A 17,130-nucleotide genomic window follows, 5' to 3' on the forward strand; every position below is an offset into this window, starting at 1 on the left:
GCGGCTCACTCCCACCGCCCGGCGAGCACGCGCCGGAGCAGCTCCTGCTTGATTCGGGCCCGGAAGCGCTCCAGGCGCATGGTGACAGCGCTCTTGCCCACCCCGAGCTTCTCGGCGATCTCCCGCGCCGACAGCTCTCCCTCCACGTAGAAGAGGTGGACGGTCTTCTTCTCCTCGCCCTCGGACAGCTCTTCAATCAGCTGGCGCACCACGGCGATGTCCCGCTCGAGCTGGAGGGCCTCGGGCACCAGGGAGACCGTCTCCGGCTGCGGGTCCGGGTTCTCATCGTCCATCCGGCGCGTCTGGCCCTTGCGCTCCAGCCGGGTGCGCGCCCGGTTGCGGGCGATGGACAGGAGCCACGCCTCGAAGGCCGCCGGCTCCTTGAGCCGGGGGAGCGCCTTGAAGGCGCGCACGTAGGTCTCCTGAATCACGTCTTCCACCTCGTCCGCGTCCAGCGGGGCGAAACTGGAGGCCAACCGGGCCACCAGGGGCCGGGTGCGCCGGTACAGCTCGCTGAAGGCGGGCGCTTCCCCACGGGCCGCCCGTACCACCCACTCCGCCAGCTCCCGAGACGAACCCACCCGGCTCATGGACCCTCCAGGGGGTGGAGCGGCCACACGCTGGCCGGTGGACGGACGCCGCGCTTCCTGCTTCCCCCCGGGGGGGCGTGGGGCAGAATGGCCGCGCGGTTGTTCACTTGTGTGAGGTCACGACCATGCGCGTCATCAACTTCAACGCCGGCCCGGCCGGTCTGCCCCTGCCCGCCCTCGAGCGTGCGCGGGACGAGCTCCTGGATTTCCAGGGCTCGGGCATGTCCATCATGGAGCACAGCCATCGGGGCAAGGAGTACGACGCCGTCCACACCGAGGCCAGCTCCCTGCTCACCGAGCTGCTGGGCCTCCCGGACACCCACCAGGTGCTCTTCCTCACCGGCGGGGCCTCGCAGCAGTTCGCCCAGGTGCCGATGAACTTCCTCCCCCCGGGCGCCAGCGCCGACTACCTCATGACGGGCGTGTGGAGCGAGAAGGCCTACGAGGAGGCCCAGTACCTCGGCAAGGCGCGCATCGCGGGCACCACGGTGCTGCCCGACAAGCGCTACGTGCGCGTGCCCCGCCAGGACGAGCTCCAGTTGGATCCGAAGGCCGCCTACGTCCACCTGACGAGCAACAACACCATCTACGGCACCCAGTGGCACCGCTGGCCCGAGGTGGGGGACGTGCCGCTGGTGGCGGACATGAGCTCGGACTTCCTGTGGAAGCCCACGGACGTGAGCCGCTTCGCCTTCATCTACGCCGGAGCGCAGAAGAACCTGGGCCCCTCGGGCGTGCTCATCGCGGTGGCCCGCAAGGACTTCATCGCCCGGGGCCGCAAGGACATCCCGAAAATCTTCCGCTACTCGACGCACGCGGAAAGCAACTCGCTCTACAACACGCCGCCCACCTTGGCCATCTACCTGTGCCGCAACGTGCTGGCCTGGGTGAAGCAGGTGGGGGGCCTCGCGCAGCTGGAGAAGTGGAACCGCGAGAAGGGCGAGCTGCTCTACGGGGCGCTCGACAAGCACGCGGGCTTCTACCACGCGCCGGTGGAGAAGGACTCGCGCTCGTACATGAACGTCGTCTTCAAGCTGCCCTCGGAGGCGCTGGACGACCGCTTCGTCGCCGAGGCGAAGAAGGCGGGCATGGTGGGCCTCAAGGGCTACCGCACCGCGGGCGGCATCCGGGCGTCCACCTACAACGCGGTGACGGTGGACAACGTGCGCACGCTGGTGTCCTTCATGGAGGAGTTCGTCCGGAAGAACGGGTAGGGTGCCAGCGCCAACCTTCCAGGAGGGGTCATGAAGAACGCCACGCTGTGCGCTGTCGTGATGGCCGTCGTGCTCGCGCTGCCCGCCGCCGCCAAGGGCAAGGAGGTGTCGGGCGTGCAGTTCCCCGACACCGTGACGGTCGAGGGCAAGGAGCTGAAGTTGAACGGCGCGGGCCTGCGCAAGAAGATCGTCTTCAACGTGTACGCGGCCGGCCTGTACCTGGAGAAGACGTCGCAGGATGCCCAGCAGGTCATCCAGTCGGATCAGGTCAAGCGCGTGCGCATGTCCATGCTGCGCGATCTGGAGAAGGGGAAGATCGTCGAGGCCATCGAGGAGGGCTTCAAGAAGAACGCGGGCGACAAGCTGCCGGCGCTGCAGCAGCGGCTGGAGAAGTTCACCGCGGCGATCCCCGACCTGAAGAAGGGTGACGAGCTGGTGCTGACGTACGCGCCGGGCAAGGGCACCACCATCGAGAGCAAGACGGGGCAGAAGATGTCGGTGGAGGGCAAGGACTTCTCGGACGCGCTCTTCTCGGTGTGGCTGGGCAAGGAGCCCGTCGACGGCAGCCTCAAGGACGGGATGCTGGGCAAGGACTAGAAGCCCAGGGGAACACGGACGTGCGGCCCCCACCCCTCGCCCTGACGGGGTGGGGGAGCGCGTGCCCCCGGTTGACTCCGTGTCACCTGGGAAGGCCGTTCTCATCCAGAGGTTGCAGGGCGCTAGCCGCCGGATAGGGTGCGGCCCGCTTTGCTTCCCGACACGGAGAAACCCTGGATGAAAAAGGCATTACTCGCCGCCTGCTGTCTCGTGGTGTCCGCCTGCAAGACGACGGAGCCCGCTCCCGCGCAGCCGCAGACCCCTCCCACGCCCCCGGCGCAGCAGCAGCCCGCCGAGCCGAAGCCGCTGCCCTCGGGGCTGGACGGCGCGGCGCTCAATGAGCAGGCCAACCCCTGCGAGGACTTCTACGAGTTCGCGTGCGGCAATTGGGTGAAGAACGCGGAGATCCCCGCGGATCGCCCCCGCTGGTCGCGCGGCTTCGACACCATCGCGGCGCGCAACGAGGAGATCCTCCGGGACATCCTGGTGGCCGCCTCCGAGGGCAAGGCCCCCGAGGGCACGCCCTACGCGCAGAAGCTGGGGGACTACTACGGCGCCTGCATGGACGAGGCGCAGCTGGACGCGGCGCTGCCCGTGCTCAAGACGGAGCTGGCGAAGCTGACGGCGGTGAAGAACCCCAAGGAGCTCGCCCAGGTGGTGGGGACGCTGCACGCGCGCAGCGTCTTCCCCTTCTTCCGCTTCGGCTCCAGCACCGACGCCAAGGACGCCAGCCAGATGATTGGCGAGGTGGACCAGGGCGGGCTCGGGCTGCCGGACCGGGACTACTACCTGAAGGATGACGACAAGTCGAAGGCGCTGCGCGCGGCGTACTCGGAGCACATGAAGAACGTCTTCGTGCTGCTGGGCGACAAGCCCGAGCAGGCGGCGGCGAACGCGGCCTCGGTGATGGAGCTGGAGACGGCGCTGGCCAAGGCCTCGCAGACGCGCGTGGAGCGCCGCGAGCCCAAGAACGTCTACCACCGCCTGGAGCGCGCGGGCCTGAAGACGACCGCGCCCGGCTTCCCCTGGGACGTGTACTTCACCGCCGCGGGCGCCAAGGACGTGCAGGCGCTCAACATCACCCACCCGCCCTTCTTCGCCGACATGGACCGCCTGGTGAAGACGGCGAAGCCCGCGGCGTGGAAGCCGTACCTCACCTGGCACTACGTGGCCTCGGTCATCCCCACGCTGCCCAAGAGCTTCCAGGACGAGCGCTTCCGCTTCACCTCGCAGAACCTCACCGGCGCCAAGGAGGACGTGGCGCGCTGGAAGAAGTGCGTGCGCTTCACCAACGGCGCGCTCGGCGAGGCCCTCGCCCAGCCCTTCATCACCCAGACCTTCGGTGCCGAGGGCAAGAAGACCACCCTGCAGATGGTCGAGGAGATCGAGAAGTCCTTCGAGCGCAACCTCGACACGCTGGCGTGGATGGACAAGCCCACGCGCGAGCAGGCGCTGGTGAAGGTCCGGAAGATCATGAACAAGATTGGCTACCCGGACCGGTGGCGCAACTACGACGCGCTCAAGGTGGAGCGGGGCTCGTTCCTCACCTCGTACCTGAACGCGGCGGCCTTCGAGCAGGCGCGGCAGCTGGCCAAGATTGGCAAGCCGGTGGACAAGATCGAGTGGGGCATGACGCCGCCCACGGTGAACGCCTACTACAACCCGTCCTTCAACGAGATCGTCTTCCCGGCCGGCATCCTCCAGCCTCCGTTCTTCAACCGCGAGGCGACGGCGGCGGTGAACTTCGGCGCCATGGGCATGGTGGTGGGGCATGAAATCACCCACGGCTTCGACGACGAGGGCCGCCAGTACGACGAGATCGGCAACCTGCGCGACTGGTGGACGCCGGACTCGGACAAGGCCTTCCGCGAGCGCGTGGCGTGCGTGAAGACGCAGTACGACGGCTTCACCGCCATCGACGAGCTGAAGGTGAACGGTGCGCTGACGCTCGGCGAGAACGTGGCGGACCTGGGCGGCCTGAAGCTGGCGCACGCGGCCATGGAGGCGTGGCTGGCGAGGGATCCCGAGGCGGCGAAGCAGGCCAACAGCTACCGCTTCACCCCCAGCCAGCAGTTCTTCCTGGGCTACGCGCAGTCGTGGTGCTCGAAGTACCGCGAGCCGTTCGCGCGGCAGATGGCGGTGGTGGATCCGCACTCGCCGCCGTACTGGCGCGTCAATGGCCCGGTGGTGAACCTGCCGGCCTTCCAGCAGGCCTTCCAGTGCAAGGAAGGCTCGAAGATGGTGCGCCCGGCCGCGCAGCGCTGCGAAGTCTGGTAGTCCTCCGCTGTCGCTACCGCGGGTCCGGAATCCCTACCCACCGGGGGGAGATGTCGCGAGACACCTCCCCCTCTCCGGGCAGCTCCAGCTCCTCGCGGTACCACTGGGGCCCGTCCTCCATGAGCGCCCGGACGAGCAGGGTGTAGTGCCCCGCCGGCACCCCCTGGAAGACGTTGGCGTCCGCGCCCCGGGGCACGACGTGCAGCCACGGCAGCCGCAGGAGCGCTTGCTCCGAGTCCGGGAGGGGAACGCTTCCCATCACCAGGAAGAACACGGCCTGCGGCACCGGGGGCCCGGCCAGCCTCACCCGCAGCGTGGCGCGGGCCGGCGTCTCCTGGATGTCGAGCACCACCACCCCCCTGGCGGGAATCACCACCGGCCGGGGCGGGACGGCCAGATTGGACGCCTCACCGGGACGCGTCGTCCGGACGAGGAGGGCATAGGTGTCCGCGGGCAGGCCCCGTGCCTCGTAATGGTTCCCCACGACGTGCGCTTTCTTCCCGGTGCCGTATGGGCTGAAGACGTCGACCTCGAAAGGGCCCGGGCGCGCGAGGTGCACCTCGCCCCGGAGCGTGGCCCCCGCGTCGAGCTCCACCGTCACCTCCGTCTGCCGGGCGGTGAGCATCATCCGCGCCTGTGGGTAATCCGGGTGATCCACGCCGAGCGTGAGCGGGCTCTCCTTCAGGTGGGTCAGCGTGAAGGTCCCGTCCCGCGCGGTCCTCACTTCGTCTCTCCAGATGCCGGGGAGCCTCACCATCTCCCCCAGCCCAATCCCCACGCTCACCTTCGCCCCGGCCACGGGCGCTCCGGTTGCCGCCTCCACCACCCGGCCTCGCACGTCGCGGCCCGGGGTGAGCACCACCTCTCCCAGCTCGGTATCCACCCCCTCCTTCAGCACGACCGTGCGTGTCGTCTCGGCCAGGTTCGGGGCGGTGAAGACGAGCGTCTGTTCCCCGCTCGCGAAGATGGGTTGGGAGAACGCTCCCCGTGGGTCCACCTCCAGCCACTGGCCGATTTTGAAGCGCGTGACGGGTGTGCCATCCGGGCGCACCGCCCGCCCCCTCAGCCGTGCGGCCTTCTCGAGCACGATGCGCACGTCGGTGGCACCCGCCCGGGCCTCGACGCCCGGGGGATGGGACTTCACCCTCACCGGGTACCTGGGCTGATCCGGGGCCTGCTCGAAGCGATAGCCCTCGGCGCTCGCGCGCAGCCAGTAGCGCCCGGCCATGAGGTGGTGCACCTGGAAGCGTCCATCGGCCCCCGTGCGGGGCTCTCCCCGCCGCATCTGGAAGTACCCCACCTGCTCGGGAGTCGTCTGCTCCTCGGGCTGGAGCGCGAGGGTGGCGCCCGAGACGGGATTCCCCGCTTCATCGACGACGATGCCCGACAGCGTCAGTCCCGCGAAGCGCTGGAGCTGGAGCCGCACCCTCGCCGGTTCCGTTCCCCGCGACTCGACGGGCTGGGGGCCGCCCGTCCGGAGCTCCTCTCCCGTTTCCGAGCCGGCCGAGACGACGTACCCGCCGGGCTCCAGCCCCTGCATGCGGAAGTGTCCCCGCTCGTCCGTGCGGGTCTCCCTGGACCACGCGGACTCCTCAGCGCCGTGCGGGTCCGCGAGCTTCAGCACGACCCGGGCCTGGAGGACGGGGCGCTCCTGCTCGTCCACCACTTCGCCCTCCACGCCCGCTCCGGCCCGTAGCACCACCTGGACTCCACTCGCGGGCGCCCGGACGGTCTGGTCCGTGGGGAGGAAATCCTCGAGCCGCGCTCGCAGCCGGTGGTCGATGGGCTGGAGGGCGTCGAGCACGAACGTTCCATCCTCCGCGGAGGTGGTGGTGTCCGACCACGCGTCGTTCGCTTCCCCGGTGCCCTGTTCTTTCAGCTCGAGCCTCACGCCCGGGAGGGGCTGGCCCGCGGCGTTCACCACGCGGCCCTGGACGAGGGGATTGGGTTGGAGCGTGAAGTCCTGGGAGTAGGGTCCTTCCTCCAACGCGTGCAGGGTGGCCCAGGCGCTGTAGTAGCGCGGGGCCACGGCCGTGAGGCGGTGCGAGCCCAGGGGAATGGGGCCGAGCGTGTAGGTGCCATCCTCGGCGGTCCGCGTGTTCTTCGTGGGGTCCTCGACGAGGTCCACGCCGAGCTTCACCCGGACGGTGGCGCCGGCGATGGGGTGGCCGCCCGGGTCGCGCACCGTCCCCGTCACCCGCGTGTCCGTGCCGAGCTCCAGCAGCACGTCCTGGGGCTCCGCACCCGGTTGGAGCCAGACGTTCCGGCCCGCATCCAGGCCCGCGTGGGAGGCGCTCACCGCGCAGCTGCCCTGCCGCAGGCCCTCGAGGGTGAAGTGCCCCTGGGCGTCCGTGGAGGTGTCCTGCTCGTGATTGCCTCCCGCGGCGTGGACGCGCGCTCCGGCCACGGGGTGGCCTTCGCGCAGCACCTGCCCCGAGAGCCGCAGCGGCCGGTAGAGCGTCGTCTCCAGCGGCCCCGAGGCCCGCTCCTCGTCCACCTTCTCGTGCTCGGGCAGGAAGCCGGGCCAGGTGACGATGAGCTGATAGGTCTCCCACGGCAGCGGCCCGAGCCGCCAGTTCCCCTCGGCATCGGCGAGTGTGTCGAAGAAGCGGCTGGGCTCGACGAGCAGCGCGGTGACGAGTGCCCCCGCGGCGGGATTGCCATCCTCATCGCGGACGCGGCCCGACAAGGTGATTCCCGGGCCCGCCCGCAGCTCGAGGCCTTCCGAGCCCGCGGGGACGTCCTTGCGGAGCACGGTGCCGAAGGCGCCCTCGGCCCAGACGGCGTAGGTGCCTGCCTCCAGTCCCTCGAGCGAGAAGCGCCCCTGCGCATCCGAGGTGGTACGCGCGTGGGGCGAGGCTTCTCCCCGCCGCTCCACCCCGTGCTCCACGAGCAGGCGGAGGGACGTGGCGCAGGCGCACCGGGGCAGCTTCGTGGGGGGCCCGCCGTCGCAGGGGCAGGGCAGCTCGGAGAGTGTCTCGCCCGGAGTGGGGGCCGTGGCCACCACCACCGCGCCGGCCACGGGGCGGCCGTCGAGTCCCAGCACCGTGCCGCGGATGAAGAGGTTTCCCCGCGCGGAGGGCAGGGGAGCGCCGAGCAGCGCACTCACCGGAAGCGGGCGCGCGGTGGCGTCTCCTTCCCTCCGTGTTCCCGTCCCCTCCGCGCCGGGCGCCGGGCGCCCCCACGTCGGACCGGAGACGTACCCGAGCGCGGCCACCAGCAGGGCCAGCACCGCTCCAACTCCCACCCACCGCTTCATCCGTTGCTGCCCCTCTTCCGGCCCGAAGCTCCCGCCGCGTGCAGCTGCCTCGCGGGAGCGTCGGTGGGCAGTGCCTCGCGCGTCAACCCCGGCGCGGGCCTCGGAGCAGCAGAAGCTCTGCTGGCGTGCCCGGCTTCACCGCGAGAGCGTCTTCCCGGTGGGCACCCTCCAGCCTCCGTGCTTCCACCGCGGGTTCCTCAGTCCTCGACGTCCTCGCCGTCGCCGACGAATCCGCGGGGGTCCGTCGCATCCAGGTCGAGCACCGCCTCGCCCCTGGCGGGAACCTCCACCTGCTGGGGGCGGAGCTTCCGCGGCGGCCCCTCGTTGTCGCTCGCCCAGGCACTGACGGAGTAGGTGCCCGCGGGCAGGCCTCGGAGCTCGTAGCTGTTCCCCTGGGCGGCCGTGCCCCTCCCGTAGCCACCGTGCGGGGTGTGGGTCGTGACGACGATGCTCAACCGGCTCCCGCTCGGCAGCCGCACCCTTCCGCGGAGCGTGGCTCCCGCCTGGAGGGCGACGGTCACCTCCGTCCGCCCGGGGCCGAGCGCCAGCTGCACCAGGAGGTAATCCGGGTGCGCCACGCCGAGCGTGAGCGGACGCTCCTGCACGTGAGGCAGCGTGAAGGTCCCGTCCCGAGCGGTGCTCGTGGAGGCGTCCGGGAGGCGGAGGCGCTCCCCCTCCTCCACTGGCTCGGCACCCACGTCCACCGTCGCCCCGGCCACGGGCGCCCCCGTGGTCGCATCCACCACCCGGCCTCGCACCTCACGGCCCGGGGAGAGCACCACCTCACCGAGCTCGAGCACCTCCCCCGTCTTCACCGCGACCTCGCGCTTCGTGGGGGCCAGGCCCGGGGCGGTGAAGACGAGCTCCTCCGGCGCGGAGTCATGCATGGGGAGGTCGAACGCTCCCTGGGAATCCACCTGCTGCTCGTCGTCGATCGTGAAGCGCGTGACGGGCGAGCCATCCGGGCGCACCAGGCGCCCATGGATCCGTCCGAGCCTCGTGAGGACGACGTGCACGCCCGTGTCGCCCGCGCGGACCTGGAGGCCCTGTCTCCCCTCGGACTCGAGCCCATTCGTCTCCGCTTCGAGGCGATGCCCCTCCTCGTTCGCGGTCAGCAGGTAGCTCCCCTCTGGAAGGCCACGCAGCTCGAAATGTCCATCGGCTCCGGTGAGGGTGCTCTGGGCCGACTCCTGCTGGAACCACCTCTCCTGGGAAGGGTCCTCCAGCTTCATGGACTCGAGTCCGATGGTGACCTTGGGAATGGGCTTCCCGGTGTCATCGACGACGAGGCCAGAGAGGACCCGTCTCCCGGAGCGCTGGAGCTGGAGCCGCACCCGCACCGGCTCCGTTCCCCGCACCTCGATGGACCGGGTGAGCGTCCGCACCTCCTCGCCCGCCTCCGCTTTCGAATAGACCGAGAGGAGGTACGTGCGGGTCCCCAGGCCCGACAGGGTGAAGCGGCCCCGCTCATCCGTGAGGGCTTGTCTCATGTCCTGGCTCTCGCGCCCGCGGAGCTTCCCTTCTGGCAGCAGCAGGACCTGGGCCCCTGGGAGGGGCGCCTCCTTCTCGTCCACCACCTCTCCCTCCAGAGCCGTTCCGGTCCGCAGCACCACCGGGACTCCACTCGAAGGGGCCCGGACGGTCTGGCTCATGGAGAGGTGCTCCCCGTCATGGACGTGCAGGCGGTGATTGACCGGATGCTCGGCCACGAGCACGAACGTTCCCTCCTCGTCGGAGGTGGTGGCGTCCACACCCGGGCCGGGCTCTTCCCCGGTGCCCTCCTCGTCCAGCTCGAGCGTCACGCCTGGAAGCGGCTGGCCCGCGGCGTCCCGCACCCGGCCCTCGATGAGGAGGGCGGAGTCGAGCGTGAAGTCCAGGGTGTTGAGCCCCTCCCTCAGCGTGTGCCCGGCGTGCGAGTCCGCGTACCGCCGGGCCGCTGCTCTGAGCCGGTACTCACCCGCTGGAACGGGGCCGAGCAGGTAGGTTCCATCCGAGGCGGTGAGCGCCGTGTTCTCGAGGTTCTCTCCTTCTGGGAGCAGCTCGACCATCACCTCGACGGTGGCGTCGGCGATGGGGTGGCCGGCCGCATCGCGCACCGTCCCCTTCAACCGCGCGCCCGTGCCGAGCTCCAGCAACACGTCCGCGGCCTCCCTCCCGGGCTCGAGCAGGACGCTCCGGATGGCATCCAGCTCCGCCTGCGTGGCGCTCACCTGATAGGTGTCCGGCCGCAAGCCCTCGAAGGTGAATCGACCCTGGGCGTCCGTGGACGTCTCTCGCTCGGGCTGGTTTCCCCGGGCCCGCACCCGGGCTCCAGCCACGGGACGGCCTTCCCGCAGCACCCGTCCGAAGAGCCGCAGCGGCCGGTAGAGCGTCACCTTCAGCTCGCTCGAGGCCAGCTCATCGCTCACGTTGTCGTACTCGGGCAGGAAGCCCGCATGGGTGACGACGAGCGCGTAGAGCCCCACCGGCAACGTCCCGAGCCGCCAGTCTCCCCGGGCATCCGAGAGCGTGTCGAAGTAGCGGCCAGGTCCGGCGAGCAGCACGGTGACGAGCGCCCCTTCGATGGGATTCCCATTCTCATCCTGGACATGGCCCGAGAAGCGCATGCCCGGGCCCACCCGCAGCTCGACGCCCTCCGAGCCCGCGGGGACGTCCTCGCGCAACACGGTGCCGAAGGAGCCATCGGCCCAGAGCGCATAGGTATCTTCCTCCAGCTCCTCGAGGGAGAAGCGTCCCTCCGAATCCGTGGTGGTGCGCGCCTGGGGCGGGGCCTCGCCCTGCCGCTCCATCATCTGCTCCTCGGCCGATGGGAGGTCCTCGTCGGAGGAGGTCTCGTCCGGAGGGGGGGCGGTGGCCACCACCACCGCGCCAGCCACGGGGCGGCCGTCGAGCCCCAGCACCGAGCCGCGGATGAAGAGACTCCCACGGGGAGAGGGCAGGGGCGCGCCGAGCAGCGCATTCACCGGAAGCGGGCGCGCGGTGGCGTCTCCTTCCGTTCGCGTCTCCGTCCCGTCCGTGCCGGGCGTCGAGCCTCCCGTCTTCGGACCGAAGACGTACCCGAGCGCGGCCACGAGCACGGCCAGCACCGCTCCGATTCCCACCCACCGGCGCATCCGTCGCTGCCCCTCTCCGGCCCGAAGCTCCCACCGCGGGAAACGGCCTCACGGGAGCGTACGGTGGGCAGTGCCTTCCGCGTCAACCCCGGGGCGCGATGGGCGTCAGAAGAAGCTCAGCTGCGTGCCGGGCTTCATGGGGCGGCGGAAGGGGCTCTCCTTCTGTTCTTCCTCCGCTGTCCACGCGTCGTTGAGACCCACGCGGCGCGCGGTGCTGTGGAAGAGCTTGTGGATGGTGTCCGCGTAGAGGCCCTCGCCGCGCATGCGCACCTTGAAGCGCGAATCATTGAGCTCGCCTCCACGCGTCGCGCGGATGCGGTGCAGCACCCGCTCGGCACGCAGGGGGAGCTTCTCGCGCAGACGCTCCTCGAAGACGGCCCGCACCGGGCCGGGCAGCCGCAGCAGCGTGTAGAAGGCACGGGTGGCACCGGCCTCGCGCGCCGCGGTGAGCACGCGCACCATGTCCTCGTCGTTGAGCCCGGGGATGACGGGCGCCACCGCCACCGCCACGGTGATGCCCGCGGCGGCCAGCTTCTCCATCGTCTGCAGCCGCCTCCGGGGCGTGGCCACGTACGGCTCCATGGCGCGCGCCACCTGCTCGTCATGGAAGGGCAGGGTGATGAACACCGACACCCGGGCCTCCTGCGCGAGCGTCTGGAGCACGTCCAGGTCCCGCTCGATGAGGGGGCCCTTGGTGATGATGCTCACCGGGTTGCGGTACTCGGCGCAGACCTCGAGGCAGGCGCGGGTGAGGCGCAGCGAGGCCTCGAGCGGCTGGTAGCAATCCGTGACGCCGCTGAAGGCGACCGTCTCGCCCTTCCAGCTCTTGCGCTCGAAGGCGGCGCGCAGCAGCTCCGCGGCCCGGGGCTTCACCACCACCTTCGTCTCGAAGTCCGTGCCGGCGCCGAAGCCGAGGTACTCGTGGTAGGGCCGGGCGTAGCAGTACGCGCACGCATGGAGGCAGCCCCGGTAGGGATTGACACTCCAGGTGAAGCCCACGTCCGGGCTGTCGTTGCGTCCGAGCACCTCGCGGCTGTGATCCTCCAGCACCTCCAGCTTCGCGGGGGGAATCTCCTCCAGGTACTCCACCGCGGTGGTGTCCCAGGGGTTGGGCGGATTGGAAACGGGACGAGGCTTCACATGCCCACGGTGAAGCTGAAAGGACGTTCAGTCAAGGCTTGATTGGCCGGGTGTCCCCAGACCTGAACGGTCAGGAGAGCGAGCGGGCGGGCCTGCTCGTCTGCCGCTTCCCATGGAGATGCCTACCGTCGGGCCATGGGCCCCTGGCTCGCGCTGCTGTGCGGCTTGCTCCTCGCGAGTCCCGCGCTCGCCGCGGACGCGACGCGTGCGTCCTTCGTGGTCTCCGCGTCCTCCGAGTCCTTCGCAGCCAACGTCCGGGCGCGGGCGGAGAAGGAGCCGAAGGAGACGGCGCGGGCCCTGCTGCGCTTCTACGAGAAGCGCGGCTTCCTGCCGGCCTGGTTCGCCGACGACGGAGCGCCGCGGCCCCAGGTGGGCCAGTACCTCGCGGCGCTCCACGAGGCCGGGGCGGAGGGGCTGTGGCCCGAGCGCTACCACTGCTCGGCCCTGGAGGCGTCCCTGCGCCGGCTGACGCTGGGGGGCGGGGCGGAGGACGCGTGGATGGAGGTGGAGCTGGGGCTGACGTCGAGCTTCCTCACCTACGCGTCCCATCTGCTCTCGGGGCAGGTGTCCTCGCTGATCAACTGGAGGACGAAGCCCCCGGGGCCGAGGGTGCTCGCGGCGGTGCTGGAAGGCGCGCTCCTGAGCGGGGATGTGACCGGCACGTTGCGCGGCCTCTCGCCGGGCCAGGAGGGCTTCGTGCGGTTGCGCGAGGCGCTCGGGCGCTACCGGGCCATCGCGGCCGCGGGGGGCTGGCCGCTGGTGCCCGAGGGCCCGCCGCTCGAGCGGGGAAGGCGGGACGCGCGGGTGGCGGTGTTGCGCGAGGAGCTGCGTGTCATGGGAGACCTGCCGACGACGCCCGGGGAGCGGCTATTGCGTCCGGAGGAGCCGGGGGTGAGCACGGTGGTGCTGGCGGACGAGCTCGTCCACGCGGCGCTGGAGATGCCCTCGCCCGAGGAGCCGCCGCCGGAGGACCTCTACGACGCGGGGCTGGCGGAGGCGGTGAAGAGTTTCCAGCGGCGGCACGGGCTGGGGGTGGACGGGAAGGTGGGCCCGGAGACGCTCGAGGCGCTGCGGGTGCCGGTGGGCGAGCGCATCGGCCAGCTGCTGGTGAACCTCGAGCGCTGGCGCCAGGTGCCGAGGGACCTGGCGCCGAGGTACGTGATGGTGAACCTGCCGGCCTTTGAGCTGGAGGCGGTGGAGCAGGGCCGCACGGTGCTGCGGATGCCGGTCATCATCGGGATGACGGAGCCGGAGTGGAGCACGCCCGTCCTCGAGGACGAGGTGGAGTACCTGGTGCTGCATCCGGAGTGGAACGTGCCCCAGGGCATCACCGAGGAGGAGGTGCTGCCGAAGCTGCGCGAGGACGCGGGGGCGGCCGGGGCGCTCGGGCTGAAGGTGCTCGACAAGGCGACGGGGCAGGAGGTGGACCCGAGCACCGTGGATTGGAACGGGCTGGAGCCGGGAGCGCTGCCGTACCGCTTCTCGCAGGCGCCGGGCGAGTCCAACCCGCTGGGCCAGGTGAAGTTCATCTTCCCCAACCGCTTCGACATCTACCTGCACGACACGCCCAACCCGGCGCTCTTCGCGCAGCGGGAGCGGGCGCTGAGCCATGGGTGCGTCCGGGTGGCGGAGCCGGCGAAGCTCGCGGACTTCATGCTGCGAGGCTACCGGGGCTGGACGCAGGACTGGCTGGAGGCGGAGCTGAAGGTGACGGGCGAGCCGCAGCGGGTGCAGCTGCCCGCGCCGGTGCCGGTGTACCTGCTGTACTGGACGGCCTTCGTGGACGCCGAGGGCCGGATCGGGTTCCGGCGCGACATCTACCAGCACGACGCGGAGGTGCTGCGGGCGCTGTCGGGGAATCCGGTGCCCGGCGGCTCGCGCGGTTAGCGGTTGCTCCAGCGGGCCGGGGTGCCGCGCACGTCGATGTGCACGAAGGGCCCGTGGGCGCTGGTGGCGCGGTAGACGCCGTAGCCGCCGACGAGCTCGGGCACGCGCTGCTCCACGCGCTCCACGGCGCGGGCGAGCACCTCGGCGTCCTTCACGTCGACGCGCCCGTTGCCATCGAGGTCATCCATCTGCCCATCGCCGTTGTCGTCGAGCCAGACGTCGGCCGCGTCGCCGTAGGTGTGGCGGCTGAACTTCGCGCGGCCGTTCTCCCCGGGCCCGTTGTACTGGGGCGTGCGGAAGCCGCTCATCACGTGGAGCCCGCCCCGGGCCGGGAAACCCATGGTGCGCAGCTCCTGGACGACGAGCTCCAGCTTGTCCACCAGCCGCAGGTCCAGCGCGAGGTACTTGGGCCACACGTTGGCCTGGTCCTTGGTGAGGAAGTGGCGGAGGCGGAAGTGCTCGGAGAGGGCGGCGTCCTGGTTCTGGGGCGTCACCTCGATGAGGTGCTCGGGAGGGGCGTAGCGGCCGGTGCGGCCGGCCTCGCGCGCGGGCCAGCGGCCGATGTGGTAGCCGTTGAGGTGCGTCCGCGAGCCGTCGAAGCGCACGGGGGTGATGACGGCGCATGCGCTCGCCTGGGGCGTGGCCTCGAGCGTCCAGACACCGGGCTGAACCGGGGCCTCGAGGCCCTCGTTGGACGCGGTCGCGGGAGCCTGGGCGCCCGAGCCCAGCGCGAACCAGTGCGCCTGCTTCAGCTCCTGACGAAAGGAGAGGTGGGTCTGGAGGGATTCGCCCGGAGGCACGACGACGGCGCGCAGGGCGCCGCTGAAGCCCCGGGAGAGCAGCTCCGCGGGAGCCGAGGCCTGCCCGGCATTCGCATCCCCCGCCGCCGCTTCGGGAGCGGCCGCCAGGGCGTACTGGGCCAGGAGGAGCAGGCCCGCGACGAGGAAGAGCAGGGCCGAACGGCTACGGAGCAAGCGGGCAAGGAATGGATTCACGCGGACTCTGCACAGCTGGCCGCGCCGGAAAATTCCCCCGGCGTCCGGGCTGCCCGGCGGGGCAGGGGAGGTGCTCGAAAGGGGACGGGGCACGGCCGGCAGCCCCTCCCGAGCGGAGGGAGGTGCCGCCGGCCGTTCGTAATACCTCAGCGGATGACGGGGACGACCTCCCGGGTCCACTGGGCGATGTGGTTGGACGTGGTGAGGTCCTGGATGGGGAGGACGAGCGCGGGGTAGCTGGGGTCCTGGCCGAGCGCGACCTTGTCCGGGTCCACGGCGGCGATCCACAGCAGGGTGCCGTTGGGGTTCTCGCTGCCGCCGGGGAGCGGGTCGCGCAGCCCGTAGCGGCGGGTGGAGGAGAACGTCACCCACTGCAGCCGCGAGCTCGCATCGCGGGTGCGCTGGTAGAGGAAGGGGGCCCACTTGGGGAAGGAGTTGGTGAGGCTCGTCCCGGGGTCGCGCTTGCCGGGCGCGTTGGCGCGGGCGAGCTCGATGGGGGTGGCGCCCTCCTGGGCCTTCACGGCGAAGAGCTTCGCGGACGCGTCGCTGTCGGCGTTGCAATCCGTGGCGAGCGTGGTGCCGCTCGGGCAGGTGGACTCGTCGTAGAGGAGGAAGGAGTTGTCCGGGGAGAGGGCCGGGTAGTAGCGGTTCTTGCCGGCCACCGCGGGCACGAGCGTCACCGGGGCGCCCCAGCCGGTGGCGGTGCGGGTGACCAGTTGGATGGAGCCCCGGCCGAAGCGCTGGTTGGTGCCCTTGTCGCCCATGCGCACGAAGGCGATCTTCTGTCCGTCCTCGGACCAGTCGGGGTGGTTGGCGGGGCTGGCGCTGGTGCCGGTGCCGGCGAGGCTCTGGACCTTCTTGCCGGTGTTGCCGTCGAAGAGCATGAGGTTGAAGTCGGTGGCGCCCGAGTCCGCGTAGACGCCCACGTACTGCGAGCCATCGGGGTTCCAGGACTCGAAGATGCTCTTGTCCGGCGAGTTGGCGCCCTGGTTGTAGGGGACGAGGAGCGTCTTGGTGCCCACGTCCATCAGCACGAGGCGCCCGGAGTCCTGGCCGCTGGCTTCGGCGACGAGCTTCTTCCCATCGCGCGACAGCGCATGGCAGCCGATGCACTCGCCACCGGCGACCTCGGTGCCCGCGAACTTCTCGCCGGTGGTCTGCGAGCCGCTGGTGAAGTCGAAGCGCATGATGGCGGTGCTGTTGGAGGTGGTCCAATAGTAGAGGCCGCCGGTGAGGTCATCGCGCGAGAAGGAGACGGAGAGCGGCGCGGAGGTGCCCACCTGCGAGCCCGCGTCGTCGGTGCCGCGGAGGGTGACGGTGACGGGCTCGCCGCCGCGGTTGGTCTGGGTGAGCCACAGCCAGGTGGTGTCATCGGGCCGGTAGATGCAGCCGCCGTTCATGGGCACGGGGCAGCGCAGGTAGACCTTGAGGTCGGTGACGGAGTTCTGGAACGACAGCTCGAAGAGGGTGTTGGAGGTGCCGGGCAGGAAGTGGAGCTCGGCGCCGCGCATGTTGGGGGGCATGAGCACGCCGTCGTTGGGGTAGACGAGCTCCGGGGTGCGCGAGGCGCTGGCGGTGCCGGAGAAGGGGGCCTGCGGGTCGGCGGGCAGCGAGCTGGAGCCCGGGTCCTTCACGCCCGCGTGGATTTTCACGGACACCTGGGTGGTGCCGCGCACGGAGCCCGCGAGGGCGGAGACGGTCGTCACGCCGCCCTGGTTCTTGTAGGTGGTGAAGGTGCTGCCCGAGAAGCCGCCGATGAAGCCGTTGTCCACGGAGAAGCGGGTCTGCGAGGTGATGTCGTGGGTGACGCCGCCCTCGAAGGTGCCGATGGCCTTGTAGGTCTGCGAGGCGGGCGTCTGTCCGGCTTCGATGAGCAGCACCTGGTCGGCGGGCTCGACGGAGATGGACCTCAGCCCGGTGAGGGGAATCTCGTCGCCGTTGCCGTCACCGTTGGAGCCATCCGGGCCGCTGCCTCCGCCGCTTTCGCATCCGGTGGAGACCAGGAGGAGCAGCGCGAGGGAAGTGGAGAGAAGAGCGGGAATGCGCATGCGGCGCATT

At 70.8% G+C, this 17,130-nt stretch carries 10 protein-coding genes; 4 read left to right on the forward strand and 6 right to left on the reverse strand.

All coding sequences use genetic code 11. The features are described 5' to 3' along the window. Positions 1-5: 5 nt before the first annotated feature. Positions 6-590: an RNA polymerase sigma factor gene (locus ACJ8AN_RS35145; RefSeq protein ID WP_407759938.1), complete on the reverse strand. Its 585-nt coding sequence runs from the start codon at positions 588-590 to the stop codon at positions 6-8. A 125-nt stretch (positions 591-715) separates the two neighbouring features. Between ACJ8AN_RS35145 and serC the strand changes: the two genes are divergently transcribed. The 3 genes from serC (at position 716) to ACJ8AN_RS35160 (ending at position 4,678) form a co-directional block, all read left to right on the forward strand. Next, positions 716-1,804 carry a 3-phosphoserine/phosphohydroxythreonine transaminase gene (serC, locus tag ACJ8AN_RS35150; RefSeq protein WP_407759939.1) on the forward strand — a complete coding sequence of 363 codons (1,089 nt, stop codon included), beginning with the start codon at positions 716-718 and terminating at the stop codon, positions 1,802-1,804. A 30-nt stretch (positions 1,805-1,834) separates the two neighbouring features. Continuing rightward, positions 1,835-2,401 carry a chalcone isomerase family protein gene (locus ACJ8AN_RS35155; protein ID WP_407759940.1) on the forward strand — a complete coding sequence of 189 codons (567 nt, stop codon included), beginning with the start codon at positions 1,835-1,837 and terminating at the stop codon, positions 2,399-2,401. A gap of 177 nt (positions 2,402-2,578) precedes the next feature. After that, a complete protein-coding gene (locus ACJ8AN_RS35160) occupies positions 2,579-4,678 on the forward strand; it encodes a M13 family metallopeptidase (protein ID WP_407759941.1) in 2,100 nt (699 codons plus the stop codon). A gap of 13 nt (positions 4,679-4,691) precedes the next feature. On the opposite strand, the gene ACJ8AN_RS35165 is transcribed toward ACJ8AN_RS35160, so the two are convergent. The 3 genes from ACJ8AN_RS35165 to ACJ8AN_RS35175 form a co-directional block, all read right to left on the reverse strand. Beyond that, a complete protein-coding gene (locus ACJ8AN_RS35165; protein WP_407759942.1) occupies positions 4,692-7,937 on the reverse strand; it encodes a carboxypeptidase regulatory-like domain-containing protein in 3,246 nt (1,081 codons plus the stop codon). Positions 7,938-8,134: 197 nt separating this feature from the next. Continuing rightward, complete coding sequence (locus ACJ8AN_RS35170) at positions 8,135-11,038, reverse strand: carboxypeptidase regulatory-like domain-containing protein (RefSeq protein ID WP_407759943.1); 2,904 nt, start codon at positions 11,036-11,038, stop codon at positions 8,135-8,137. A 117-nt stretch (positions 11,039-11,155) separates the two neighbouring features. Then, on the reverse strand, positions 11,156-12,190 hold the full coding sequence (locus tag ACJ8AN_RS35175; protein ID WP_407759944.1) for a PA0069 family radical SAM protein: 1,035 nt from the start codon (positions 12,188-12,190) through the stop codon (positions 11,156-11,158). A 135-nt stretch (positions 12,191-12,325) separates the two neighbouring features. Between ACJ8AN_RS35175 and ACJ8AN_RS35180 the strand changes: the two genes are divergently transcribed. After that, the gene (locus ACJ8AN_RS35180; RefSeq protein ID WP_407759945.1) at positions 12,326-14,077 is read left to right on the forward strand and encodes a murein L,D-transpeptidase; all 1,752 of its coding nucleotides are present in this window, start codon (positions 12,326-12,328) and stop codon (positions 14,075-14,077) included. On the opposite strand, the gene ACJ8AN_RS35185 is transcribed toward ACJ8AN_RS35180, so the two are convergent. Next, complete coding sequence (locus ACJ8AN_RS35185) at positions 14,074-15,051, reverse strand: hypothetical protein (RefSeq protein WP_407759946.1); 978 nt, start codon at positions 15,049-15,051, stop codon at positions 14,074-14,076. The two genes, ACJ8AN_RS35180 and ACJ8AN_RS35185, sit on opposite strands and share 4 nt — an antisense overlap. 167 nt (positions 15,052-15,218) lie before the next feature. Then, a complete protein-coding gene (locus tag ACJ8AN_RS35190) occupies positions 15,219-17,120 on the reverse strand; it encodes a TolB family protein (protein ID WP_407759947.1) in 1,902 nt (633 codons plus the stop codon). Between the last annotated feature and the right edge of the window lie 10 nt (positions 17,121-17,130).

Origin of the sequence: Archangium sp., from assembly GCF_045802675.1 — a bacterium.
Classification (GTDB): Bacteria; Myxococcota; Myxococcia; order Myxococcales; family Myxococcaceae; genus Archangium.